This is a genomic window from Nocardia sp. Tas62D01 (genome assembly GCF_055232035.1).
In genome coordinates, this window is record NZ_JBUYUZ010000001.1 from 8,834,214 (window position 1) to 8,859,501 (window position 25,288).

At 67.0% G+C, this 25,288-nt stretch carries 19 protein-coding genes and 3 pseudogenes; 13 read left to right on the forward strand and 9 right to left on the reverse strand.

Translation table 11 applies throughout. The annotated features are described in order from the left end of the window. The first annotated feature begins 40 nt into the window (after positions 1–40). The 5 genes and pseudogenes from ACV7NQ_RS42985 (at position 41) to ACV7NQ_RS43005 (ending at position 6,999) form a co-directional block, all read left to right on the forward strand. Positions 41–3,811, forward strand: coding sequence for an MFS transporter (locus tag ACV7NQ_RS42985; RefSeq protein WP_463364730.1), 3,771 nt, complete (start codon positions 41–43; stop codon positions 3,809–3,811). 31 nt (positions 3,812–3,842) lie between these two features. Continuing rightward, positions 3,843–4,997, forward strand: a complete 1,155-nt coding sequence (locus tag ACV7NQ_RS42990; RefSeq protein ID WP_463364731.1) for a maleate cis-trans isomerase family protein — start codon at positions 3,843–3,845, stop codon at positions 4,995–4,997. Positions 4,998–5,025: 28 nt separating this feature from the next. Continuing rightward, positions 5,026–5,141: pseudogene (locus ACV7NQ_RS42995) on the forward strand (polysaccharide deacetylase family protein); the annotation flags it as partial. A 163-nt stretch (positions 5,142–5,304) separates the two neighbouring features. Continuing rightward, a complete protein-coding gene (locus ACV7NQ_RS43000) occupies positions 5,305–6,573 on the forward strand; it encodes an amidase (protein WP_463364732.1) in 1,269 nt (422 codons plus the stop codon). A 150-nt stretch (positions 6,574–6,723) separates the two neighbouring features. Then, positions 6,724–6,999, forward strand: a complete 276-nt coding sequence (locus tag ACV7NQ_RS43005; protein WP_463364733.1) for a hypothetical protein — start codon at positions 6,724–6,726, stop codon at positions 6,997–6,999. A gap of 180 nt (positions 7,000–7,179) precedes the next feature. Here ACV7NQ_RS43005 and ACV7NQ_RS43010 read toward each other — a convergent pair whose 3' ends face one another. Continuing rightward, positions 7,180–9,453 carry a glycosyl hydrolase family 65 domain-containing protein gene (locus tag ACV7NQ_RS43010; RefSeq protein WP_463364734.1) on the reverse strand — a complete coding sequence of 758 codons (2,274 nt, stop codon included), beginning with the start codon at positions 9,451–9,453 and terminating at the stop codon, positions 7,180–7,182. 76 nt (positions 9,454–9,529) lie between these two features. After that, positions 9,530–9,718: a hypothetical protein gene (locus ACV7NQ_RS43015; RefSeq protein ID WP_463364735.1), complete on the reverse strand. Its 189-nt coding sequence runs from the start codon at positions 9,716–9,718 to the stop codon at positions 9,530–9,532. A 223-nt stretch (positions 9,719–9,941) separates the two neighbouring features. Between ACV7NQ_RS43015 and ACV7NQ_RS43020 the strand changes: the two genes are divergently transcribed. Then, the gene (locus ACV7NQ_RS43020) at positions 9,942–11,501 is read left to right on the forward strand and encodes a hypothetical protein (RefSeq protein ID WP_463364736.1); all 1,560 of its coding nucleotides are present in this window, start codon (positions 9,942–9,944) and stop codon (positions 11,499–11,501) included. A gap of 994 nt (positions 11,502–12,495) precedes the next feature. Here ACV7NQ_RS43020 and ACV7NQ_RS43025 read toward each other — a convergent pair. After that, a complete protein-coding gene (locus ACV7NQ_RS43025; RefSeq protein ID WP_463364737.1) occupies positions 12,496–13,062 on the reverse strand; it encodes a hypothetical protein in 567 nt (188 codons plus the stop codon). Between the two features lie 865 nt (positions 13,063–13,927). On the opposite strand from ACV7NQ_RS43025, the pseudogene ACV7NQ_RS43030 reads away from it, so the two are divergent. The 4 genes and pseudogenes from ACV7NQ_RS43030 to ACV7NQ_RS43045 form a co-directional block, all read left to right on the forward strand. Continuing rightward, positions 13,928–14,101: pseudogene (locus ACV7NQ_RS43030) on the forward strand (AraC family transcriptional regulator); the annotation flags it as partial. A gap of 803 nt (positions 14,102–14,904) precedes the next feature. Beyond that, on the forward strand, positions 14,905–17,301 hold the full coding sequence (locus ACV7NQ_RS43035) for an ATP-binding cassette domain-containing protein (protein WP_463364738.1): 2,397 nt from the start codon (positions 14,905–14,907) through the stop codon (positions 17,299–17,301). 222 nt (positions 17,302–17,523) lie between these two features. After that, positions 17,524–17,973: a helix-turn-helix transcriptional regulator gene (locus ACV7NQ_RS43040; protein WP_463364739.1), complete on the forward strand. Its 450-nt coding sequence runs from the start codon at positions 17,524–17,526 to the stop codon at positions 17,971–17,973. 5 nt (positions 17,974–17,978) lie between these two features. Beyond that, positions 17,979–18,391, forward strand: a pseudogene (locus ACV7NQ_RS43045) (VOC family protein). A gap of 528 nt (positions 18,392–18,919) precedes the next feature. Here the strand turns inward: ACV7NQ_RS43045 and ACV7NQ_RS43050 are convergent. After that, entirely contained in the window at positions 18,920–19,714 is a 795-nt protein-coding gene (locus ACV7NQ_RS43050) for a maleylpyruvate isomerase N-terminal domain-containing protein (RefSeq protein ID WP_463364740.1), read from the reverse strand. A 267-nt stretch (positions 19,715–19,981) separates the two neighbouring features. On the opposite strand from ACV7NQ_RS43050, the gene ACV7NQ_RS43055 reads away from it, so the two are divergent. From ACV7NQ_RS43055 to ACV7NQ_RS43065, 3 genes are all read left to right on the forward strand, one after another. Then, the gene (locus ACV7NQ_RS43055) at positions 19,982–20,395 is read left to right on the forward strand and encodes a hypothetical protein (RefSeq protein WP_463364741.1); all 414 of its coding nucleotides are present in this window, start codon (positions 19,982–19,984) and stop codon (positions 20,393–20,395) included. Then, a complete protein-coding gene (locus ACV7NQ_RS43060) occupies positions 20,392–20,592 on the forward strand; it encodes a DUF6186 family protein (protein ID WP_463364742.1) in 201 nt (66 codons plus the stop codon). Before ACV7NQ_RS43055 ends, ACV7NQ_RS43060 begins: the two co-directional genes overlap by 4 nt. Before the next feature lie 203 nt (positions 20,593–20,795). Next, complete coding sequence (locus ACV7NQ_RS43065) at positions 20,796–21,032, forward strand: hypothetical protein (protein WP_463364743.1); 237 nt, start codon at positions 20,796–20,798, stop codon at positions 21,030–21,032. Here the strand turns inward: ACV7NQ_RS43065 and ACV7NQ_RS43070 are convergent. From ACV7NQ_RS43070 to ACV7NQ_RS43090, 5 genes are read right to left on the reverse strand one after another with little or no spacing between them, the layout of a single operon-like run. Beyond that, positions 21,029–22,234, reverse strand: coding sequence for a vWA domain-containing protein (locus ACV7NQ_RS43070; protein WP_463364744.1), 1,206 nt, complete (start codon positions 22,232–22,234; stop codon positions 21,029–21,031). The genes ACV7NQ_RS43065 and ACV7NQ_RS43070 overlap by 4 nt on opposite strands. After that, entirely contained in the window at positions 22,231–22,881 is a 651-nt protein-coding gene (locus ACV7NQ_RS43075) for an SRPBCC family protein (RefSeq protein ID WP_463364745.1), read from the reverse strand. The genes ACV7NQ_RS43070 and ACV7NQ_RS43075 overlap by 4 nt, the downstream gene beginning before the upstream one ends. Positions 22,882–22,894: 13 nt before the next feature. Then, positions 22,895–23,782 (reverse strand): AAA family ATPase, encoded by an 888-nt coding sequence (locus ACV7NQ_RS43080; protein WP_463364746.1) that lies wholly within the window; start codon positions 23,780–23,782, stop codon positions 22,895–22,897. Continuing rightward, complete coding sequence (locus ACV7NQ_RS43085; protein ID WP_463364747.1) at positions 23,779–24,372, reverse strand: nucleotidyltransferase family protein; 594 nt, start codon at positions 24,370–24,372, stop codon at positions 23,779–23,781. The genes ACV7NQ_RS43080 and ACV7NQ_RS43085 overlap by 4 nt, the downstream gene beginning before the upstream one ends. Further along, positions 24,369–25,274 carry an XdhC family protein gene (locus ACV7NQ_RS43090; protein ID WP_463366031.1) on the reverse strand — a complete coding sequence of 302 codons (906 nt, stop codon included), beginning with the start codon at positions 25,272–25,274 and terminating at the stop codon, positions 24,369–24,371. Before ACV7NQ_RS43090 ends, ACV7NQ_RS43085 begins: the two co-directional genes overlap by 4 nt. Positions 25,275–25,288: the final 14 nt, after the last annotated feature.

Below are 25,288 nucleotides of genomic sequence, written 5' to 3' on the forward strand. Positions count from 1 at the left end.
TGAACATCCTGCAAGCACAAGCCATCCGGGAGGCACTGCAATGGTCGACCCAACAAACCCCATCCAACCCCACCGCGATACCGCCCGACCCGACACCCAGCCCACGCAGGACGACAACCCCGCCGCCGGTGAGCGGGAACTGATCGGTGACCCACAGTCCACGGTGACCATCGAAGACCTGATCGCCCGACTCACCCCCACCAACCCAAACCAGATCGCACCCATCATCCGCGCCGCCTTCGTCGGCAGGACCTCCACCGACGACAACCAAGACCCCACCCTCTCCATCCCCCGCCAAGTCACCACCTGCCAAGCCAAACTCGCAGGGTTGCCGATCCAAGTGGTGATCGTCGCCTACTACTGGGACATCGAAACCGGCCGCCTCGACCTCGACCAACGCGGACACGGCACCAGCCACGAAAAGTTCAACGTCCCCGTCCCGCGTGACGGCGGCATCACCGACCTCCTCACCGCAGCCGCGTCCCCGGATCGTGTGTTCGATGTCGTTATCGCCGAACAAATCTCACGCACCGCCCGCGACACCCGAGCATCCATCGAATTCGAACACCGGCTCAAACAGTGCGACATCCAACTCTGGTGCGCCAACGAACCCATCGACATCACTACCGGCGACCCCGCCGCCACCACCACCCTCGTACGCGGCATGAACCGCGCCATCGCCGACTGGTACGTCCGCAACCTCCTCGAACAATCCCGCGGCGGCACCGAACAACACATCAAAGCCGGCTACAACATCGGCAAAATCCCCCACGGCTACCAACCCCACCACATCCCACACCCAGTACCCGCCAAACGATCCCGAGGACTCCACAAAACCATCCTCATGATCGATGAGGACACCGCACCCACCATCCGCCAGATCTACACCTGGCGCATCACCGAACGACTCGGCTACACCCGCATCTGCGACCGACTCAACCAAGACATGGACCGCTACCCATCGCCTAACGGCGGACCCTGGTCCACCAGCACCATCTCCCACATCCTGCACAACCCCAAATACACCGGCTACCAGGTCTACAACCGCACCCGCAACAAAACCACACTCCACAAAAGCAAAACCAAACCCGCCAACCAATGGATCTGGTCACCCCAACCCGCACACCCCCCCATCATCACCATCGACCAATTCCACGCCGCCCAACACATCGCACCCGGCCGCGAACGCTCCCGCAGCGACCGAACACCCGGCGACCCCAACCCCCACCGCCAAACCAAACACGTCTACCCCCGGCTGCGCTCCTACATCACCTGTGTCCACTGCAAACACCGCATGTGCGGCAAAGCCGACGGCGGCGCCCGCACCTACTACTTCTGCCAACCCCGCACCAAAGCCTCACGACCCCCCGGACACCCCACCGGGATCTACCTCCCCGAACCCGAAATCCTCGCCGCCATCACCGAATTCTTCAACACCCACGTCCTCGGACCCCACCGACGCGAACTACTCCTGACCTCACTCCAGACCACCGACACCGCACAAGCCGAAGAACACCAAACCCAAATCGACACCACCCAACGAACCCTCACCCGCATCGACAACACCCGGACACGACTCATCCGCAACCTCGGCATCTTCGACTACGACACCGACCGACACGTCATCGAAGACATCCGACAACAACTCCGCGACCTCGAAATCCAACACCACACCAAAACCGCCGACCTCACCGAACTCACCAAACAGCACCCCACAACAACCACAACCAGCACTCGACCTCATCAACCAACTCCCCCAAACACAACTCGACCTCACCGAACTCCCCACACCACTCCTACGACAACTCCTCGACGCCTACGCCTTCACCACCACCTACAACCACCAAACCCACCACGCACACTTCACCATCAACATCACCGCACCAACCCTCGACCACATCAACCACCTCACCAACCACGCAGCCGACCCCACAACACCCGCAACCACACAAAACCCGCATCCCGCAAACTTGAGTTCTGTGCCGAATCCCGGACGGTATCGGGGATGCAGGCCAAGCTTCGCCGTTGGGCGGCGGCCGATCCCGGCCGCAGGTTCGATGACCTGTTCAACTTCGTGCACGACCCCGCGACGCTGCGTGTGGCGTTCGATCGGGTCGCGGGCAATACCGGTGCGAACACGGCTGGCGTCGACGGTCTGACCGTCGCCGACGTGGACACGAGTATCGGGATGCCCCGCTTCAGGCGGCGCAGAGCCGGCGGGTCCATGCGCTGGCATGCCGGCTGCGTGGCGAGCACTTCCAGTGCCTCGCGCACGTCGAACAACTCCTCGACGTCGACCTTGGACAACCGGACCACCAACCGCGCTCTCCATGCCCGCGGCCGGAAACTCGGCGGTAACCGGACGTTACGTGGAATTAGCCTCCCGGTCTTGACTGCGGCCACCTCATCAGCGAATATCTTGGCAGATATTTGGGATACCAAACTGCCCGAAAGGGACTTCAGCATGGCAGAGCCAACCCAGGCAGCACAGCCCCAGCCCACCACCGATCGACCAGAGGACGAATCAGCTCACCCGGCCACCGGCCGACGAAGCCGGGTCCGCTGGAAGATCTTCTCCCTGCTGCTGATGCTGGTCGCGCTGAACTACGTCGACCGGGGATCGATCTCGGTCGCCCTGCCCCTGATCACCAAGGAACTGCACATCTCCAAGCAGGCGACCGGCATCGCCCTGTCAGCCTTCTTCTGGAGCTACGCCTTGATGCAGATCCCCGGCGGCTGGCTGGTCGACAAGCTCAAGCCTCGCATCATGGTCGCGGCTTCGGTCACCGGCTGGGGTATCGCACAGACGCTCACCGCCGGCGCGTCCAGTCTCGGCAGCCTGATGACGTTCCGGCTGCTGCTCGGCGCAGCCGAGGCGCCGATCTACCCAGCTGGCGGCAAACTGAACGCGAACTGGATGACACCCGGCGAGCGGGGACGCGGTGCGGTACTACTGGACGGCGGCGCACCTCTGGGCGCCGCTATCGGCGGCATCGCCATCTCTTGGCTGATCGCACTCACCGGCGGATGGCGCATGGCCTTCCTGATCGCCGGTGTGGCAACCGTCGTTATTGGACTCCTGGCAGCCTGGTACATCCGCAATACGCCGCGAGAGCATCCCGGCGCGAACGCCGCCGAGGTCGGCTACATCGAAGCCGCGCACGCGCAGGAAGACGCCGGTGCCCCGGAACCGGGCCAGCGGGTCAGCTTGCTGCGTTACGCCAGGTACCGGTCGTTCTGGGCGATGTGCCTCGGTTGGTGCGGCTTCAACGGTGTGTTCTATGGCCTGCTCACCTGGGGACCGCTGTATTTGTCCGAGACCAAGCATTTCAACATCCAGGCCATCGGTTACTCCACGCTGGTCATCTACGCCGCCGGATTCGTCGGGGAACTCACCGGCGGCTATCTCGCCGACTGGTGGCGCAGCAAGGGCGCGGCACCGAACCTGGTGCTGCGCACCATGCTCGGCTGCGCTGGGGTGTTCGTGGTGCTCGCCCTGCTCGGCGTCACCTTCGTGCCGAACGCCCCGGTGGCCGTCGCGCTGTTGTCGGTGGTGCTGTTCTTCCTGCGCTGGGCCGGAGTGTACTGGAGTGTTCCGTCCATCCTGGCCGGCCGCGCCAACGCGGGCGTCGTGGGCGGCGCGATGAACCTGGGCGGCAACGTGGCGGGCATCCTGTCCCCCATCGTGGTCGGGTTCATCGTCGGGGCCACCGGCAGCTACACCGGCGCCTTGCTGTTCTTCGTCGGTTCCGGCGTGCTGTTCACCGTGAGCAACGTGGTACTCGACTACTCCCGCCGCCTTCCTGTCTAGGACACGCACTAATCCCTTGGAGGACAACGCAATGGCCGAACCCACTCGCATTGGCATGCTCACCCCGTCGTCCAACACCTGCCTCGAACCGGTCACCGCGGCGATCCTGCACGGCACCGGTATATCGATGCACGCCAGCCGCATACCGGTGACCCGCATCGCGCTGGACGAGCACGCCAACACACAGTTCGGCACCGAGCCGATGCTCGCCGCCGCCAGGCTGCTCGCGGACGCCGCGGTGGACGTGATCGCGTGGAACGGCACCGCGGGCTCCTGGCTCGGCGTCGATCACGATCTCGAGTTGTGCGCCGCGATCGAGAAGGCGACAGGCATCCCGGCAACCACCTCCACCCTGGCGCTACTGGATGCTTTCCGTGCGTTCGGCGTCACGCGGCTCGGCCTCGCCGTGCCGTACACCGCCGACGTGACCGAACGCATCGTAGCCCGCTACCGCGAACACGGAGTGGACTGTGTGACCACCGAACAGCTCGGCCTCACCGACAATCTGGACTTCGGCCGGGTGCCCTCGCAGCGGGTGCGGCGTCTTCTCGAACAGGCTGCCGAGGGCGACCCGCACGCGGTTGCCGTGGTGTGCACGAATGTGTCCGGCGCCCCGCACGTGGCCGAGCTCGAACAGCTTCTGGGCGTACCGATTTTCGACAGCGTGACGGCGACCCTGTGGAAGGCGCTCGATGTGGCCGGTGCGCCGGTCGCCATCCCCGGCTGGGGTCAGCTTCTGACCGCCGGAACGCTGCGCGCCCGCTTGCAGCAAGCATTGGAAGACCTGCTCACCGCGACCGGGGCCGACCGCACCACCCTGCGGCTGGACCTACCGGCACTCGAGCTGCACGTCGATCTCACGGTGGCCGAGGCGGTCGCGCCTGGAGTGCGCTCCATCCGCCGGGACGGATCGCTCGATCAGCGTCGCCTGAACACCGTGGTGTGGCTGGAGCAACACCGGAAACCATTGGTACAGCCCCATTTCGGTGATGCACCGCAGCCGCCAGAGGCGCTGAAAGAGGTCTACGGCGTTCAGGCGCAGACACTCGGCCCCATCGTGCGCGGCGACGAGATGCCGGGCTGGATCTCGATACACAGCCTGCGTGAACGCGAGTGGAGCACCGAAGACCTGGCCGCGCTCGCCGAGGCGACCCAGCGGGTGCATGACGCACTCGACGGTATCTGAAGAGCGAACGAGAAGGCGAACCACATAGATGGCCAAGGACATTCAGATTTGCCTCGGGGTCGACGTCGACGCTGTTCCGGCTGGCTTGGCTCATACGGCGGTCAGGACTCACCCAACGATATTCAGCGGGGCATGTTCGCGGGCTAGGTGGGATCGCCGGCAGCCTGTACGACGTGTCCACCGTGCTGGGCCAACCTGCCGATTGTCGGGCTGATGTCGCTGCTTCTGCTCGGCGCCGTCAGCCGACTGGAACGGTGAGTGCTGCGTTGGCGATTCCTGGCACTTTCCGCGTGACAAGGACCTTTCCATGAGCACGATAAACGATTGCCTGCGGCGCGTCGCCGAACGAGACCGACACGTGCGCGCCTTCGCATGCGTGGGGACATCGGCAGGGTGGGCTGATGACTCACCGGACCCCATTCCCCTTGGGGTGAAAGACCTCTTCGACGTGGCCGGTCTGCCGACCGCGCTGGGTACCGTTGCCCTGCCGGCTCGGCAGGCCACGCGGACCGCGCCTGCGGTCACCGCGTTACAAGGGTGGCGGGCGGTGGTTGTCGGCAAGACCGTGACATCCGAGTTCGCCTACTACGGCGCCAATATGACCAGGAATCCGTGGAACCCGAACAGGAGCCCCGGCGGGTCCTCGACCGGCTCCGCCGCGGCGGTCGCCGCCGGTCAGGTACCACTGGCCATCGGCACGCAGACCAACGGCTCGGTGATCCGGCCGGCCTCCTACTGCGGTGTGGTCGGGGTGAAACCGAGTTACGGCACCATTCCCGTCGATGGGGTGTTCGCCTTCGCGCCATCCTTCGACACCGTCGGCAGTTTCGCGCGCTCTGTCGCGCTCGCCGGGGTAGCGGCCGACGTGATGGCCGGCGGGCGGCTCGGTTACCAGGAACTCGCCACGCGGACGCCACCGGATCTGCGCGGACTACGGCTTGGCGTGGTACGCACCGTCGACTGGTCGAGGGTGAGCGAACCCATGCGGGGCTTGCTGACCAGTACCGCGGACCTTTTGGCGGAACAGGGAGCCCAGATCGAGGAGGTGAGCACTGCGCTGTGCGGCGAGGAAGCGTTGGCGCTGCACAAGACCATTTCCGAGTTCGAGGGCTCGCGGAGCCTGCAACGGCTGGGGCTGCAACGTCTGGATCTGCTCGGCGACCGGATGGCCGATTTCGTCCGGGAGGCAGCTTTGGTCGGCGCCGAGGAATACGAGTCGGCGCTGCGCCGACGGGGTGAGCTGGTGGCGCAGTTGGATGCGCAGTTAGCCGGACTGGATGCGGTGATCACGGTGCCCGCCGCCGACGAAGCACCGCTCGCCGGTGACAACGGAGACCCTCGGTTCTGTACGCGGTGGAGTCTGGCCGGGATGCCTGCGGTGTGTTTGCCGGCCGGTCTCGGCCCGAACGGCCTGCCCCTGGGCATCCAGTTGGTCGGATCCCGGCGGGCAGATGCGGCACTGTTGCGGCTCGCCGCCGGTGTCGAGGATCTACTCGGCTTCGCGGACCACTACGAACAGCTCGATTCCCCACACCCCCGTCCTCGAGGAGACGCAGCGCACAGCGGACATCATTGAATTCACTCCGACGTTCGAGCAGTACGGATGGACTTTCGGCGGCACCGCGCCGATTCTGCGGGTGTAGCCGGGCACCGTGCTCCAGCTGTGGACCGACGATGCCTTCACCGGCTGGCTTCACCGGACCGAGGATCGTCCCAATCGCTCACGGTGAGCGACGTCGCCGACATCATCGCCGAGGCGATCGGCGGACCCGTCACCCACAACGACATCGACGCTGACGCATGGATCGGCGGTGCGATCGCAGCCGGCTTCGTACCCGCCGACTACGCCGTGATGCTCCGCTGGCTGACGGGGACCATCATCTCCGGCAACGGTTCCCGGCCGAATGACGACATCGAGAAGGTCACGGGCAGGCCGCCGATCACCTTCCAAGACTTCGCCCTGCGGAATGCACACGCATGGACCCTCCAGGCGGCCAAGTGACCACGCCCATCGACGAATTCGGCGACTACTCGGCGCTGGATCCTTCTTCCGAATCATCGAGGAAGGACTGGCAGGCTTCGTTGACGACGGGCACTTCTTCGATCTCCTGGCCGAAAGGCCCAGCGCACATTCTGAATTCTCCGAAAATCGATCGGAGGTTCGCCGTGCGGTGTCTTCGGGTCAGGGGCAGGCGCTCCTGGTCGGCAGCGTCAGCGGTGTTCCCTGGCGGATGGTCGCCGGGCCACCGGGCGTCTCGACGGTAACCGGACCACCCGAAGTGACGTCGACCTTCGTGCCTTCCGGTCGGATGCGCAAAGTCAACCTGCTATCGCGCACCGCGAGATCGCGCACCGTCATTCCCTCGGGAAACCCACTGGGCAGCATCGGGTCCAGCCGGGGACCCGTCTCGGCCCACCGCAGCCCGCTCGGCCCGTACAGCAACCCCTGCAGGAATCCGCCCGCACCCGTGACGAAGATCCACGCCGGTTGACCGACCGTGTTGGCACCCGACCGTTCGCCACGCGCCTCGGACTGGAACCGATATGGTGGTCGGACATACGGCTGCACCGATCGATCCAGGAACTGCTGGGTGCGGCAGGGGTCGTACTGCGCGCTGAGGATCGCGCCGACGCTGTCGCTCATGTTGGGGCCGTCGGGATCGGTGCGGTCGAAGTAGTACGCCAGCGTCGCCTCGGGCGAATAGCCCGGTGCCGCATAGGAGAACGGGTAGCTGATCAGCACCGTGTCGGCCTGCTTGATCTTCGCCCCCTGGTACCCGAGATACTCGGCGGGCACCCCTGGCAAGATGTCCGGCGGCATCGCCATGTGGGCGGCGATGTCGGCCCACCGTGGGTTCACCGGCAGTCCGGCCAGCATGGCGGCCGACATCGCAGTGCGCATCGTGGCCATCACTCCGGCGTTGGTGAGCGCGTTGTCCACGGAAACCGAGACGTATTCGTCGGCGCCCGCCGCGGGCGCGTAGTGGTAGTGGCCGTCGGGCAGCTTCGGGCCGACTCGTGCGACCTGGTAGTTCGCGATGGCCGTGATGACCGGCGCGCCGCTGTCACGCAGCCATTGCTCGTCGCCGGTGGCCGAATAGTACTGCCATTGCGCGAGCGCGATCTCGTTCCCCAGATGTTCCTGGACCAGTCCGCACACCGCCGGTGACGCGCACTGCTGTGTCGGTCCATCGTTCCAGGGGTACAGAGCGCCGGTTAGCCCGTAGGCGCGCGCGTTCGCCTCGGCCTGCGGTAGTGCCGCGACGCGGAAATCCACCACAGTGCGGGCCAATTCGGGATAGAGCGCGAGCAGGGTAGGGAAGATCCAGGTCTCGGCGTCCCAGTAGGTCAGGCCGCCGTAGTCGTCCGAGGACAACCCCGCCGGCTGCACGGACCACCGCTGTCCGGCCCCGACGCTGGACAGCACAGAATACAGCGCAGGCCGGATCCAGTCCCGATAGTCGTCGCGGCCCGGGATCTCGATGGCGGGCTGCCACAGGCGATCCCACGCTGCGGCGTGTTCGGCGTGGGCGGCCGCGAAGCCACGCGCCGCGCTGGAGTCGGAGACCTCGGTGGCAATCGCGCGCGGGTCCGCGCCGTCCGCGCCGGAGGCGATTCCGACGTACTTGGTGACCGTGTAGCTGCGGCCCGCCGCGACGGTGCCGTCGAATCGTGTTCCAGCCGTTGACCCGTTCGTGGGTAGCGCGGTGCCACCCAGCTCATCAGGGGTGGTGACCGTGGATACGAGGAAGGCGGTGCTGTCGGTGCCGTCGGCGCGCACGCCGACCGTGGTCTGTCCCCGGTTCGGATCGGAGGCCGCCGTCGTCGGGGTGACCCGGCGCGCGGCGGCCCCGTCGATCAGGTCGGTGACGGTGAGCGGCCCCGAGAAGTGCGGGGTGACGGTGAGCTGCTGGACCGCGAGGTTCGGCTGTGCCCGTGACACGAAGGTCCGGTAGGTCAGATCCAGCCGGTGTTCCGCGTCGGGTGTCCAGGTTGCTTCGGTGGTGGCGGTGGCATCGCGGTAGTTCAGGCGCTGGCGGTAGTGCGTGAGCGTGGCCGGGTCGACGTCGGCCCGGTAGGTTCGGCCCGCGACGTCGACGGTCAGGCCCGACCACGCGGGGAGCGCGGCGATCAGTTCTGTGTTGTTCCACGACACGGACTGCCGGGCATAGAAGCCCGCGAGGTACGTTCCGGTGTAGCGCGGTTGCAGTAAGGGGAACGAGGTGCGCACCGAGACGTCGTAGTCCTGATATCCGCCGCCGCTCGGCGGGATCATCGCGCCGATGCGCCCGTTGCCCAGATACGGGGCAGCGCGGAAGTTCTCGGGTTCGAACGTCTCGGAGACCGCCGACCAGTCGTCTCCGACCGCCTGCCCGCCCTGCGCGGTCGACACCGCGGACATTCCGGGCAGCGGCACAAACGCACAGGTCAATAGCACCGTACCGATACTCGACACGAGTCGCATCGGGCCGACAGTAGCAGCGGTCGCGCTTAGCGGATCGGAACGACACGGTAGCTGCACCGCGCCCCTACTACTCGGATACGGCGCGGTGCAGCAGCTGTCCGATGCGCTCGTGGATCGCCGTGGCATCGTCATGGTCGGCGACGAACTTGCGGGGGGCGCCGCGACCGCGTCGGCGATCGGTGGGGCCGCCCTCCGGACGATCCCGGGCATCGGCCGCGGCCTCCCGCCAAACCGGACTTGATGGTTTCCCGATCATCCGGCTCTCCAGTGGCTACTGCGTAAGCGGTGGGCCTCCGGGTTCTCGCGCACCGCCCGGTCCCCGGCGCGAGCCGCTAGTCTTCCCCTCGGGCCCCAGCAACCTGTTTCGGCTCGCCGCTCCCGAATCCGGCACGGCCACGGCGTCGTCCGGGGTGCGACGCAGCGAAGAATGCGGAATCGTCACCGGGCCCCGGCGACCGCGGAAAGAAGGACCCCGACGGATGAATGGCATCGATCGGCTCGTGACAACTGTCGAGACGCATCCCCTCGCCGCTGTGATCGCCGCGCTGGCGGTCGCGGCCGTCGCGGTCGGTGGTGTCGTCCAGACAGTACGGGTCGCTCACCGCCGCCGCGTCAGTGGGGAACAGGTCGGGACGCTGGTGGCGGCCGCGATCGCCACCGGCGTCAGCGCCCAGGGCATGTGGGTGTTCTTCGACAAGTCCCTGCATCTGACGCTGTCGTTGCGGATCATGTTCTTCGCGTTCCTGGAGATCATGGTTCTCACCTCGGCTCTGCGTGCCCGCAGCGCCCAGCAGGTCAGCGGCAGCGCCGGTATAGACGGCGCCGCCATGTGGGTGCTCACCTGCCTGTCCGCGGTGCTCGCGGCCACCGACGCCGACAACCTCGGGACCGTCCTCATCCGGCTGTCCGCCCCGCTGGTCGCGGCCTGGGGCTGGGAACGCAGCATGGCCTTGGAGCGCCAGCGCACCGGCCGCTTCGGTGGTATCAATTGGCGTCTGACCCCCGAGCGGATCCTCATCCGGCTCGGGCTGGCTGACCCGACCGAACGCACCGCCGGCGAGGTCGCGGCCCAGCGCCGGCTGATCGTCGTCGCGCTCGCCGCCGACCACGCCCGCACGCTGCGCGACACCGGCGCCGGGGCGCGGCGGGTCGGCCGGGCGACACGCCGACTGCAGAAGGCCATGCGCCGCGCCGTGGAAGACGGCGGACTGGTCGACAACGGCCGCGAACCGCGGGCCGTGCTGCTGGACAACATTCGCATCCTGTCCAACACCACCGCGCTACTGGACCTCGACCTGCCGCATCCCTGGACACTGAACGAGCCCGCACCACCCGCCGCGTCGCTGCCGGTCGAACCCGCGCCGATCTCGCCCCCAGCGACGCCTCCCACCGCGACCCCTCCCCCGCCTGCGGCGGGATCTCCCGCGGCAACCCCTTCCCCGGCGGCATCTCCCACAAGGGTGCCTCCCACAGCGACCGCACCGCCGCCCGCGGCGGCTTCGCTCGCGGCAACGCCGCCCGCGGCGGACTTTCCCACCGCGATCCTGCCCGTTGCCGAATTCTCCGCAGCGATCCCTACCGAGCCGGCTTCTCCCACCGCGGCGCCCCCCGCACCGCTCATGGCCCGGGCACCGCAGCCGGACTACGCTCCGCTGTCCGAGGATCTGCAGCAACCACCGCAGCCCGGCCGCCAACTGCGGCGCGACCCGACCGTTCGCGCACGGGTCCGCGACCTGCGCGCGGCCAACAAGCCCACCACCGAGATCGCCGCCGAACTCGCCACCAGCCCCCGCACCATCGGCCGCATCCTCGCCGACCTCGAAGCCGAGGACGCCGCCCGGAGCGACGATCCCACCCGCTCGATCTCGGCCCGCAATCCCGCCAAGACCGCGGTGTCGGCCTGGCACAACGGTTTCCACGTGCTCGATGGCGGCAACATCGCCACACCGACCGGCCCTGCCCACCCCGCCGCTGACCACGGCCCCAACGGCGCCGACCGATCGACCATGCTGCGCACCGAGCGGTCGATCAAGAACTGAACCGACACGGGTACCCGCTCAGCTCGCCACCTGCCCGCCCGCGGGACCTCGATGCCGGCGCGCCCACGAATTCGCGGCAACTGTTACTCGTCTCCCGTTCCACCGCAGTGGTGCCAGCCGCCGTGCTCGCCGTCGCCGCACATCATTTCGCCCGGGCGTGGCAGCACGGCGAGGTGAATCGGCCACAACACCTCACGGTCCGGACGCCGCGCGTGTACATCCGCTTGCCTCAGCGGCCTGCTCATCGGTTGAGAATTCCACCGGCGCCAAGCGGACGGTAGCCGCCACTCATCGGCGATCGACGATCTTCCCGGGAACCCCAGCGGGACGCCCGATCACTGTGCTATGCGACCCAGATCAATCTCACCGATAACGCTGTACTGATGTTCCCCAAGGCCGAAATACCGCTATAACGTCTTCCTCGCTAAACTTCCCGCGGCAACGCTCGACGCTCGACAAGCTGCTCGAGCCTGGTGGATAGCGACTGGGGTGCCGGACTCTTGGTGCACAGAAGCTTGAAAAGAACGCCACGCCAGCATCCTGGCACTGATCACACAAGGACCTGGCCCAGTCCGGGTGCAGAACACGCATTGTGATCGAAATTCCCGCATATTCACGGTCGGTTTCGTCCCCTATTGGGTTCCCCTGTCGTTGGCATCCTGAGCACCCTCCGAGGAAGGTCGGTGGTGTTCACATACTGAAAACTTCAACAGACGAGGGAATTCCCACGTAATCAGTTGCACATTTGCACGATTATGAATAAGAACAAGATACGCGTAGCGGCAGCGGCGGTAGCGCTCACACCTGTAATTGCGCTCGGATCATGTTTTGCCACCGCGGCCCGCACGTATCCCCGGCGCCTTTCCCGGTTGCGGACAACACCGCGCCCGCGCCCGTTCAGGTCGAGCCCGCCGTATTGAGCCCGATCAGGGAAGGCGCGGGCATTATTCGTGCCGCGCGTGAACCATTGCTTCGCCAAGGCGTCCACATGGCGTTAGCGCTCTCGTTCGACAGCTGCTTCGGCGGCACGACGGTCGGCGTGTTCGGCGACGGTCGCGTGCTGGAAGCAGTGCTTGGCGTCCTTGCTGCCGATGTACATGACCGGGCTCTTGCAGGGGTCGCCAGCCCGCGTCCGCCCGGCACAGTGAGAACGTTCACCGGGAAAAACGGAGAGGTCGAAACCGCCAGCCGAGCGTTCGCTGGTCTGGGGCACGGGGGCCGGCTCCACGCGTGGGTGTCCTTTTCGGATGGCCTCCTCGTGGCGAGCCTGCATACCGCGGTTTCGGGACGGGCCGGCTGCCCAGCTCTCTGCCAATGCGGCCTCCTGATTCAGCAGTGACGCGGCTGTGTATGCCTCGCGCGCTGCCCATCTTGCGTGCCTCAGCGCCTCGTCGAGTTCGTCGAGAATCGGCACGCCATCCGGCGCTGCGGGAAACAACGAGGAAGCTTCGGCCAAGATCCGCACCAACTGCCTGAGCAGCGCGAGATCCCCACTGCAGACGTAATTCACGTCGCAGGTGCACCACCGTTCACCGGCGTCGTCGAATGTAGATTCGGTCACGTTCTTCGACTCATGCGCAGCCACTTCAGTCGTCGTCGACATGAGAAGAAACATATCGGTCGTTTTAATGTTTGGCTGGCAAGTGTCGCCTGCGTGTCGTCGGGCTGGCGGTGCCGTAGGGAACCGGCCGAGGCAGCATCGGTTTCCGGTGATGCGCGGCGGCAGTTGTCCCAGGATTGTGGTTGGTGGCTTACCCGCTCAAACCAGTACGCGTACTGCCGTTCGCGGTTAGTCCTCATCGTCTGGCCCGGTATCCAGGCGAGTGTTATCCGAAAGTCCCTACGGGACTTATGCGATGATTGATAGTAGGGCGTGTCGGCTCGAGGTAGCTGTTCAGCTGGGGGTGAGGGCTGGCGGTAGCCAGGATTCGCTGGTGAATAGCATTCGTAGGGCGTGGAGTTTGTCGATGCCCCATTTGGTGGCGGTGCCGTAGCCAGTTTCCGAGCCAACCGTCTCCCGGCGCGAGCGACGAACCCCGCCGACACCTCGACCCCGAGCAGTGCGTGGATCACCATCGCGGTCCGCTCCACCGGCCTCCGATTGTGGCGTAGTCGAATCGACGAATCACTACCCAACCACCGGCGCAGCTCGGCCATCTCGACCTGCAACGCGTTGATCAACTCCGCCTGAGCCTCGAGCCGTTCAGCCTGCATCCTGATCATGGTGTCCTGATTCGACAGTTGCCGGGCTTGCATCGTGATCATCGTGTCCTACTTCGCCAACTGCCCACGCTGCCCGCCAAGCAACGCCCCCTGCGCGGCGATCAGCTCGTCCTTGCCTGCCACCACCTCACGCAGACGAGCATTCACCGCACGAATCAGCCACAGCCAACCATCTTCACCACAACGCAGCCCAGATCAAGCCGTCGTCGCTGGGCACCTTCAGCAGTCGCTTCGCCAAGCTCGTCGGTGTGCCACCCAGCGTCTATCGGCGCCAAGCGGCGCGCGCGACGGCGGGGATGCCGTCGTGCATGGCGAAACAGGTGACCAGACCGATCAGGAATCGAGAAGCGCCGGCCCCCGAGCCGCAGCTAGCGTGACTGCCATGGACATCACCATTCACTCGACGTTCCTCCCGCACGACGACCCGGACGATCCCTGGCCTTCTAATCGCGACCGCCCGGAGGTGGTCCCGGTGGTCCTCCTTCTCTTGCGCGCTGGGCCCGGTTGAGACGAACGGCCAACGGCGAAATCGCCATCCGGGGCGATCGGGCTGTCGATTTCCGGACTTTCCGTTCGTCTTTAAGGCAACATCCTCGGGCTGCTTCAGGACCGATGAGTTGCCGCCCCCCGCTCCCGCGCTCGGCGTCGTCGCGACACCGAGCATCGGCTCACCCACGACATCGATGTCTGGGTGGCCAGTGCCTCGGCTGGACGGTGCGCCGTATCTGGTGCCGCTGTCCTTCGACTGGGACGGCGAGGCGCTGCTGGTGGCCACGCCGACGGACAGCCCAACCGGCAGGAACCTGGCTGCCACCCGAACCGTTCGGCCGGGGCTGGGCCACATCCATGATCGAGGGCGAAGTCGAGGTCCTCGAGATCGACGCGCTGCCGCAGCCGGTTCGCAGCGCGCGCCGGCTTCGACCCGCGTGCGCTGGCCACCCCGTACCGCAGGTTCCGCATCTCCCTGCGCCGCATCCAGGCCTGGCGCCAGGTGAGCGAGCGCGAGCTGATGCGCGACGGCCGCTGGTTGGTCTGACGCGCTCGGACGCGTCGCGTGGCCGGGGCCGAGGCTCCACGGGCCGAAGCGAAGGAGAACCAGACTGCTCGAAGCTGGTTAGATCGAGCCAGGCGACGCCGACGGAGACCGCGAAGGCGGCCCCGCGTAACAGAGGGAGACACGATGAGCATGGCCACGAGGACGGACACGCAGTCGCCTGCGCTGCACGTTGCCGACAGCCACGATTTGATCCGTGTGCATGGCGCGCGCGTGAACAACCTCGAGGACGTCAGCGTCGAGATTCCGAAGCGCAGGTTGACGGTGTTCACCGGCGTCTCCGGCTCGGGCAAGAGCTCGCTGGTGTTCGGCACGATCGCCGCGGAGTCGCAGCGGATGATCAACGAGACTTACAGCGCCTTCGTGCAGGGCTTCATGCCGACGCTGGCGCGGCCCGAGGTCGACGTACTTGAAGGGCTGACGACCGCGATCATCGTCGACCAGCAGCGGATGGGTGCCGACGCCCGCTCCACGGTAGGCACCGCCACCGACGCCAACGCGATGCTACGCATCCTCTTCAGCCGGCTCGGGCAGCCGCACATCGGCTCGCCCGGCGCGTTCTCCTTCAACGTCGCCTCGGTCCGAGCGAGCGGTGCGATCACGGTCGAACGCGGTGCCGGCAAGACCAAGGCCGTGAGACAGACCTTCACCCGCACCGGCGGCATGTGTACGCGCTGCGAAGGCCGGGGCACGGTCTCCGATATCGACCTCACCCAGCTCTTCGACGACTCCAAGTCGATCGCCGAGGGCGCGTTCACCATCCCCGGCTGGAAGTCGGACAGCTTCTGGACGGTGCGGGTCTACGCCGAGTCGGGCTTCGTCGACCCGAACAAGCCGATCCGCAAGTACACCAAGAAGGAGCTCAACGACTTCCTCTACAAGGAGCCGGTCAAGGTGAAGGTCGACGGCGTCAACCTCACCTACGAGGGGCTGATCCCCAAGGTGCAGAAGTCGTTCCTTGCCAAGGACCCCGACGCGCTGCAGCCGCACATCCGGGCGTTCGTGGACCGGGCGGTCACCTTCACCACCTGTCCCGACTGCGGTGGCACCCGGCTCAGCGAGGCGGCCCGGTCGTCGCGGATCGACGGGATCAACATCGCCGACGCCTGCGCGATGCAGATCAGCGACCTCGCCGAATGGGTCCGCGGCCTCGACGAGCCGTCGGTCGCGCCGTTGCTCGCCGCGCTGCTGCAGACCCTCGACTCGTTCGTGGAGATCGGGCTGGGCTACCTCTCGCTCGACCGGTCGTCGGGCACGTTGTCGGGCGGAGAAGCGCAGCGCGTCAAGATGATCCGCCACCTCGGCTCGTCGCTCACGGACGTCACCTACGTCTTCGACGAGCCCACCGCGGGCCTGCACCCCCATGACATCGAGCGGATGAACGACCTGCTGCTGCGGCTGCGCGACAAGGGCAACACGGTGCTCGTCGTGGAGCACAAGCCGGAGACAATCGCGATCGCCGACCACGTCGTCGACCTCGGCCCCGGCGCCGGTACGGGGGGCGGCACCGTCTGCTTCGAAGGCACCGTCGAGGGGCTGCGGGCCAGTGGCACCATCACCGGCCGCCATTTCGACGACCGGGCCTCTCTCGAGAAGACGGTGCGGACGCCCACCGGCACGCTGGAGATCCGTAGCGCAACGACGCACAACCTCCAGGACGTCGACGTCGACATCCCGCTCGGTGTGCTCTGCGTCATCACCGGCGTCGCCGGCTCCGGCAAGAGCTCGCTCGTGCACGGGTCGATCCCCGCCAGCGCGGGTGTGGTGTCGGTCGACCAGGGCGCGATCCGCGGCTCGCGACGCAGCAACCCGGCGACGTACACCGGACTGCTCGACCCGATCCGCAAAGCGTTCGCGAAGGCCAACGGCGTGAAGCCAGCGCTGTTCAGCGCCAACTCCGAGGGCGCCTGCCCCAACTGCAGCGGCGCCGGCGTCATCTACACCGACCTGGCGATGATGGCCGGCGTCGCCAGCACCTGCGAGGAGTGCGAGGGGAAGCGGTTCCAGGCATCGGTGCTGGACTACCACCTCGGCGGCCGCGACATCAGCGAGGTGCTCGCAATGTCGGTGACCGAGGCCGAGGAGTTCTTCGGCGCTGGCGAGGCGCGCATACCGGCCGCGCACGCCATCCTCGACCGGCTCGCCGACGTCGGGCTCGGCTACCTCAGCCTCGGCCAGCCGCTCACTACGCTGTCCGGCGGCGAGCGGCAGCGGCTCAAGCTGGCCACCCACATGGCCGAGAAGGGCGGCGTCTATGTCCTCGACGAGCCGACCACCGGCCTGCACCTCGCCGACGTCGAGCAACTGCTCGGCCTGCTCGACCGACTCGTCGACTCCGGCAAGTCGGTCATCGTCATCGAGCACCACCAGGCGGTCATGGCGCACGCCGACTGGATCATCGACCTCGGACCCGGCGCCGGCCACGACGGCGGCCGGATCGTCTTCGAAGGCACCCCCGCCGACCTCGTCGCCGCCCGCTCCACCCTCACCGGCGAGCACCTCGCGGCCTACGTCGGCACCTGACCGAGGCCCTCGCGGACACCGTGAGACGAGTTTTCTCATCTGTTTCGACTCGTCCTACTCGACTGCTAACGAGACGTGTTGACCTGGGACGAGTGGCGGATACCTCAGGGCCTGAGCAGGCCGAGGACGTGAGCGGAGCAGACCGGGTCAGAGCGGACGCGGAATGGGGTGGGACGCTAGCGGCGCTAGGCAACTCCGGCGCGATGTGGCACGATTTCGCAGGTGACCAGCAGACCCGACGCGGCGCAGCACTTGCGCGATCTCGCGCGGCTGCGACGCGTCCGCGATCGGATCGACTGGGAGTACGCGCAGCCGCTGGATGTCGAGGCGCTCGCCCGCGGCGTGCACATGTCGGCCGGGCACTTCAGCCGGGAGTTCCGGCGCGCCTACGGCGAGTCGCCGTACGGCTACCTGATGACGCGGCGCATCGAGCGCGCGATGGCGCTGCTGCGTCGTGGCGACCTCAGCGTCACCGAGGTCTGTTTCGCGGTCGGCTGCTCGTCGCTGGGCACCTTCAGCAGTCGCTTCGCCGAGCTGGTCGGTGTGCCACCCAGCGTCTATCGGCGCCAAGCGGCGCGCGCGACGGCGGGGATGCCGTCGTGCATGGCGAAACAGGTGACCAGACCGATCAGGAATCGAGAAGCGCCGGCCCCCGAGCCGCAGCTAGCGTGACTGCCATGGACATCACCATTCACTCGACGTTCCTCCCGCACGACGACCCGGACGATCCCTGGCCTTCTATCGCGACACCCTCGGCTTCGAGGTCCGCAACGACGTCGGATACAACGGGATGCGCTGGATCACGGTCGGCCCCGCCGACCAGCCCGGCACGTCCATCGTCCTGCACCCGCCGGCCGCCGACCCCGGCATCACCGACGACGAGCGCCGCACTATCGCCGAGATGATGGCCAAGGGCACCTACGCCATTATCACCCTGGCCACCAAAGACCTCGACGGCACCTTCGAGCGGCTGCAGGCCAGCGACGCCGCCGAGGTCGTCCAGGAGCCGACCGAGCAGCCGTACGGGGTTCGCGACTGCGCCGTCCGCGATCCCGCGGGCAACATGATCCGCATCAACGAGCTGCGCTGAGCCGTCCGGCAAGCGCAGGCCCGACCTGCACAGACGGCACCGTGGGCGGGTGAGACGAGTTCTCTCATATAGTTGAACTCGTCCTAGTTGGTAAACCCGGCGGACTTGGCGCGCGGCGGCGGCCTGGGCTGTCTGGCGGGCGTGGCCGGTGCGCTGGGTCTTGTTCAGCTGAGTCGGCCATGCATCAACAGGAATGTGGCTGCCGAGCAGTTCCAACAGCACCGGCGGCAATTGCGAGTCGCTGTGTGGGGACAGACCACGACGACGGGCTTCGCGCAAAAGTTCTGCGGCGGTGACCGAGGAGAACGCCGGAACTTCCCATTCTGGTGGCAGGCGGTTCCAGCGCAGCGTGTGCCACTGGCCAGTGTGTTCGTTCTTGAAGAACACTGTCCGCCGGTCGCGGAGATCGGCGCGCCGACATCAATGCCGCCGAACAGGCTGTGCACCGCGGCAATGTCGTCAAGCCCGTTCTGATTCCCTGAAAGGTCTTATCCGGGAATCAGATTCAAGGCTGCGTGCGCTGGGCGATCAGACGAGGTTGATCGAATCAAGGAACCGTGCGCCGAGTTCGGCACTCCCCGTGATGGATACCTCGCAGGTACGCCAGGACACGCGAGTGGTGCTCCACTGCGGGAACTGCAGCGATTGCGCTGTGATGTGAGCTGCCGTACCGGTCGAGTTGCCGGGCGCTACTCGCAATCGGTCCTGCCCTGCCGGTTCGATTCGCCAGGTTTCGCCGCCCGGTCCGGTCAGGGTGAGCGCGATCGGTGCGTCCAGCCAGCGCAGGGCGGTGCGGTGGGAGCGTTCGAGCAGGATCGTCAGCCAGGACAGGATGGCTGTCATCCGCTGGTCGTCGGTGTCCGGTGCCGGGAGGTCCAGGGCCGGGGCGATGTCATGCCGGAGGTGGGTGTGCCAGTCGAACAGGAACATCCCAGGGAAGACGCGCAGCGGGTACCAGCCGAGTTCACCTACGGGCAGCGGGATCTGCCGGGCTCCGGGACCGTTGAAGACGGTCAGACCGGCGATGCCGCGGCGGCTCCAGGTTTCGAAGTCATGGAGGACTTGTTGTGGGGCGCGCGACCGGCCCTTGGCGACGACGCGGTCGTTCATCCGCTCGATCTGCGGTGATGTCATCGCCTCCACCGCGGCCGGGGTGATGAGCGCGCGGATGCCTGCGGTCATGTGCACCATGACGTCCTGGACGCTCCATCCTGTCGCGTGGCTGGGTGTCGACCACTCGTCGCCGGCCAGGTCTCGGCAGAAGTCGAGTGCTGTCTGGCGTTCCACCCTCAGCGCCGCAAGGGAATTCGAGTTGGTTGTCATGATCGTCCTGGCGTTGGAGAAGGGTCGGGGTTCGGTGTTGCAAGGACGGGATCGCTAGGGCGATGCCCGCAACAGTTGGTCGCCTGCGCGGGAAACGACGACATTGGGTACCACCGCGGGACAGCCGGGCTATCGCGAGCACCAATTCGGCGATGTCGCCAGTGGTGAGAATACCGTGCCGGGAAATGACTGCGCTCGGCATTCGCGACTCCGGCCATGCGGCCGCACCTGTCCGAATCCGGTCGCCCGGGGCCCTATTCTGCCAATGTGGCAAGGGAACCTGCGCGCTCGGAACGACCATTCCGGCGGCACGTGCCCCCGCTGGCCGTCATTGCCGTGCTGGCGGTGGGTGGGGCCGCCACCCGGCCATTCAGCTGGCCGGCAACTGCACTGGTAGTGGTGCCGGTGGTCGTGGTTTCGGCGCTGGCCTGGCGCGCGAGGCCCGAGCAGACTCCACGCACCGCCCGGCTGCGGCGCGGCGCGATCGTCTGGTCGACGCTGCTGGTCGCGGCATCGACGTGGGAGGTGTATGCATTTGCGCGGCAACCGGATTGGACCCGGCCGAGCTACGAACACCCGACATTGTCGACGCTGCTCGATCCGGCACTCGAACAATGGCCGCTGCGGTTCATCGGGTGGCTGGTGTGGCTGGGTGTCGGCTGGTGGCTGGTGTCGAGATGAGCGATCGGGAGATCGTCATCGTCGGGTTCGTGCTGGTGCTGGTGGCCACGCTCGGCGTGGTTGCGGTCACGCATGTGCGCCGGGATCTGGTCGCGCCCGTGGGTGAAACAATCGCGTACCTCACCCGCACTCGGGCGGCGAGGATTGCCGCTGTGCTCGTGTGGGCATGGCTCGGCTGGCACTTTCTCGCGCGGTAGGGCCCACTGCAACGGCTGGTCCACGGCGTGCGTGCGGTGGCACTCTGGGTTTTCGATGTTTCCGCCGGTGGTTCGATGGGCTGCACCGCAGCCATCCCCGCCAGCGCGGAGCGCCCCACGCGTACTGCGACCACCCCGATCACACCGCGCAGAAAGCCCTCCGGCTCTAGATCCTCGCCTCGGCCGCCGAAATCCGCAGGGTAGTGCGGCCTTCGGGAACATTCGTCTACACCGTGCTCCGCGTCGGCGATGACCACTACGGTGCCGGTACCTCGCTCGGCGACGACATCTGTGAACGCAGCGGATTCGCTGTGCACCTCTTCCCACGATCCCTGGTCGATGCGGTCGCCGAGGGATGGAATCTACTCGAGGTGCATCCCTTCGAGGAAGGCGAACTGCCCCGCCGACTGTCGCGCATCACCCAAGCCATTCCACTCTAGATTCGCCGCGCGCTGTCGAGGGGTGCCAGAACCCGCAGTAGGGCGTGCACGCCCGCCAACGTGTGCGCGGGCATCATGATGTCGCAGAAGGGTAGTGCGGCGGCCATCGCACCGGTGGTCGGCTGGAATCGGGGGTCGCTCGCGCGGGGGTTGAGCCAGATGACGCGCCAGGCCCGGCGCCGGATCCGGGTCATCGCCAGGGCGAGCAGTTCGGGGTCGTCGCTGTCCCAGCCGTCGGAGGCGATGACGACGACGGCGCCGCGCAACGCATTGCCGGACGGTGTGGTGAGCAGCTCGCCCAGGCATCGCCCGATGTGGGTGCCGCCGTAGCGGTCGGCCACCCTGTCGTTGGCTCTGGCCAACGCGACATCCGGTGCCCGATGGGCGAGCACCGAGGTCAGCCTGGTCAGCGATGTAGCGAAGGCGAACACCTCGGGGCGATAGGCCGAACGGCGCTGCACCGCGGCACGCATCAGATGCAGGTAGATCGTCGCATACGGCTGCATCGATCGGCTGACGTCGCAGATCAGGACGATTCGTCGCGGGCGGCGTCGTGGGCGGGTGCGGATCAGGATCGCCGATTCCCAGCCGGTGCGGCGAGCGTGGTTCATCGTCGCGCGAAAGTCGATCCGCTTTCCCCGCGGATGGTTTTCGTGGCGTCGGCTGTTGCGCTGTGGCCACTGCGCCGACGCCTGCGCCAACCATCTTCCGATGGTGCGTAGATCGTCCGGATCGAATCGGTCGAACGGTTCCTCCGCCCGAGCGACGAACCGGCTCGGCAGGACGTCCGGCAGCGCGGCACCCTCGTCCGTCGATCGGTCGGCGGCTGTCGCCGGCGACAGTGTCACCCACGGAACGCCGTTGTCGTCGGCCTGAGACCGTCCCATGCTCCCCGCAGTCGACGTTCGCGCCGACGGCAGTCCCTGCGTGCGGTTCGGTGGGTCCAGGCCGAGCACGGTATCGGCGAATACCGCCGCGAAGACCCCGTCGAAGGCAGCGAGATCCTCGATGCGATCGACGAGCGTGAGCCGCGCCGCCCAGTAGAGCTCGGTGCGTGACCGCGGCGCCATGCGGCGTAGTGCCTGTACGAACAGCGCGGGCCCGCTCGGCGCGACGGCGACGCCGCCACGTCGCAGCCGCGCGACCACCGAGACGGCCAATGCGGCCAGATCGACTCCGCGCAGCAGTACCGGCCGTGTCATCGCTTCCCGCGCACCCGCCTGCGCACCAAGATAATTGCGAGCAGGGCCGCCAGCCCGAACGCGATCGCCGACGCGTACTTCTTGATCATCGCCGGCCCGACCAGGTCGACGAGATCCAGCGGTTCCGGCTCGGATTGCGCGACCGGCTGCGGCCGCGCCGCCTGGCTGTCGGGCTCGACCACCGGCTCGGCGTCGGCTGAATTGCCCGTCGCGAGTTTCGCTTCCAGGGATACGACGAACTGGCCGAGCAGCTTCTCCGATACCTGCTGCAGCATCCCGCTGCCGAATTGGGCGAGCTTGCCGACGATCTTCAGGTCGGTGTGCACGGTGACGCGGGTCTTGTCGCCGTCTTCGTGTAGCTGGGTGGTGATGGTCGCCGCGGCGTTTCCGGAGCCGCGCGAGTCCCGCCCGCTGCCGTTGATGACGGCGCGATGGTCGTGTTCGTCGCGTTCGACGAAGTTCGCCTTCCCGGTGAATTCGCTGGTTACCGGGCCGACTTTGACCTTCATCTTGCCCAGGAAGTCGTCTCCTTCCCAGCCGACCATTTGTGCGCCGGGCAAGAGCGGGACCACCTGCTCGAGGTCGGTCAGCACCTCCCATGCCTGCTCGATGGGTGCGTTGACGGTGAACTCGTTGGTGATCTTCATCGGCCTCTCTTTCTCATCCGGTAGCCAGGCGCTCGGTGTATTCGACGAATTCCGTGTGCACGGTGGCGCGGTCGTCGGGTGTCTTCGCCAGCGCGCTGAGCGCGGCAACCGCCGCCGGCGCGGCGAGGTCGGCGACGCCGAGGGTCACCAGCGCGGCGATCCAGTCGATGGCCTCGGCGACGCCGGGAGGCTTGTCGAGATCGAGATCGCGGGCGCGGCCGACGAATTGGGTGGCGTGCTCGATCAGCGCGTCGGTTGCGCCGGGCACGGTGCGCCGCACGATTGCCACCGCCTGCGCTGGTTCTGGGTAGTCGATCCAGTGATAGAGGCAGCGTCGCCGCAGGGCGTCGTGCAGGTCGCGACTGCGGTTCGAGGTGAGCACCGCGATCGGCGGGTGTTCGGCGACGAAGGTGCCGAGTTCGGGGACAGTCACCGTGGACTCGCCGAGGAATTCGAGCAGCAGGGCCTCGAATTCGTCGTCGGCACGGTCGATTTCGTCGATCAGCAGCACCGGTGGCGTCGGTCCGCGGTGGCGCACACAGCGCAGGATCGGGCGATCCACCAAGAACGCCTCGGTGAACAGGTCGGCCTCGGTGATGTCGGTGCCGTGGGCCTCGGCGAGCCGGATACTGAGCAGCTGACGTTGGTAGTTCCAGTCGTACAGTGCCTCGTTCGCGGTGAGGCCCTCGTAGCATTGCAGGCGGATCAGCGGCGCGCCGAGCACGGTGGCGAGCGTCTTGGCGGCCGTCGTCTTGCCCACTCCCGGTTCGCCTTCCAGCAGCAGCGGTCGGCCCAGCGCGGTCGCCAGGTAGAACGCGGCGGCGGTGCCGGTGTCGAGCAGGTAGTCCTCGGCGTCGAATCGTCGCACCACCTCCGCGACGTCGCCGAACGGCGACATCATGGCGACACCGCGGCGCGTAGGCGTTCGTAGTCGTCCCAGGTGTCCACATCCGGGGGCACCGGTGCGTCGATGTCGAGCTCGGCCATCGCGACCCGGCCTGAGTCGATGATCTTCCACACGGCCTTGTCGCCGCGCAAACGGGCCAGCTCACCGAATACGCTGCGGCTCAACCAGAACGGATGCCCGACGCCGTCACGGTAGCGGCATACCGTGATCGCCGCGTGCGTTCCCTCGGCGATCAGTCTGTCCACTGTCGACGCCGACAGACCCGGTTGATCACCGAGCATCAGCACGATTCCGGCGGCCCGTGGGTTCACCGCACCCAGGGCCGAGCGCAGCGACGACGAACAGCCCGAGCCGAAGTCCTCGGCCACCACCACATCCAGTCCGGCGAGATCCACCTGCTGCCGGACCGCCGCTGCCGCACCGCCGAGGGTGACGATGACCTGGTCGAACGCGCAGGACCGCACCACCTCGAGGGTGACGCCGAGGATCGTGGAATTCCGGTACGGCAGTAGCTGTTTCGGGCTGCCGAGGCGTCGCGAGCTCCCCGCGGCGAGCACGATTGCGGTGACGAACCCGGCTGTCATGAGCCCGTCCTCGCCGCGGCGAAGGAGGTGCGGCAGCCGGAGCTGCAGAACCAGTGGTCGACGCCGTCGAGCTCGAGCTGCGGTGTGTCCGGCCCGATCGTCACGGTCATCCCGCACACCGGATCGAGCGCGTCGACTGCACCATTCGCCGGGCGCGCCGGGACGGCCAAACCACCCTTGCGGATCGCCTGGATCACTTGCGCGACGATCGATACGGCGATCTCCGTGGAGGTCTTGGCTCCGATTGGCAAACCCACCGGGGAGTGCACGCGCGAGCGTTCGGCGTCGGTCAATTCGAGTTCGTCGAGAATCGACGCACCACGAACCTTGCTGGCCACCAACCCGATATAGCCCACGCCGGCATCGAGCGCGGCGCGGATCATCTCGGCTTCGGCGCCGCCGTGGCTGGCGATCACGATCGCTGTCGTATCGGTCAGCGAATCCGGCGCATCGAGCGTCGACCCGTCGTCAGCGGGGCTGCGCTGTACTCCGAATCCCAGCAGCGCGACCAGTTCGGCCAGGGCGTCGGCGATGGGTGTCGCGCCGCAGATCCGTACCAGCGGCGCGGGAAGCTGCGGCTCGAGGAAGATCTCCAGCGCGCCGCCCGAGAGACAGGGATTCACCACGACCGACGCGCCGGGCGCCTCCGGAAAATGCAGATCGCCGTCGGGCAGCACGCGCAACAGCACACTCTCGTTCGACTGCAGCGCACCCAGTGCCGCCTTACGGACCGAGTTCTGGGCGCACTGGCCGCCGAGGAAGCCTTCGATGGTCCCGTCCGGCAACAGGATTGCTTGATCACCGGCGTGCGCGGAGGTCGGCTGCTGTGCTCGGACGACCGTCGCGTGCACGAACGGCGTCCGGGTGCGGACCAGCTGCTGTGCCCGCTCGCTCATCTTCATCGGTGATCCCATCG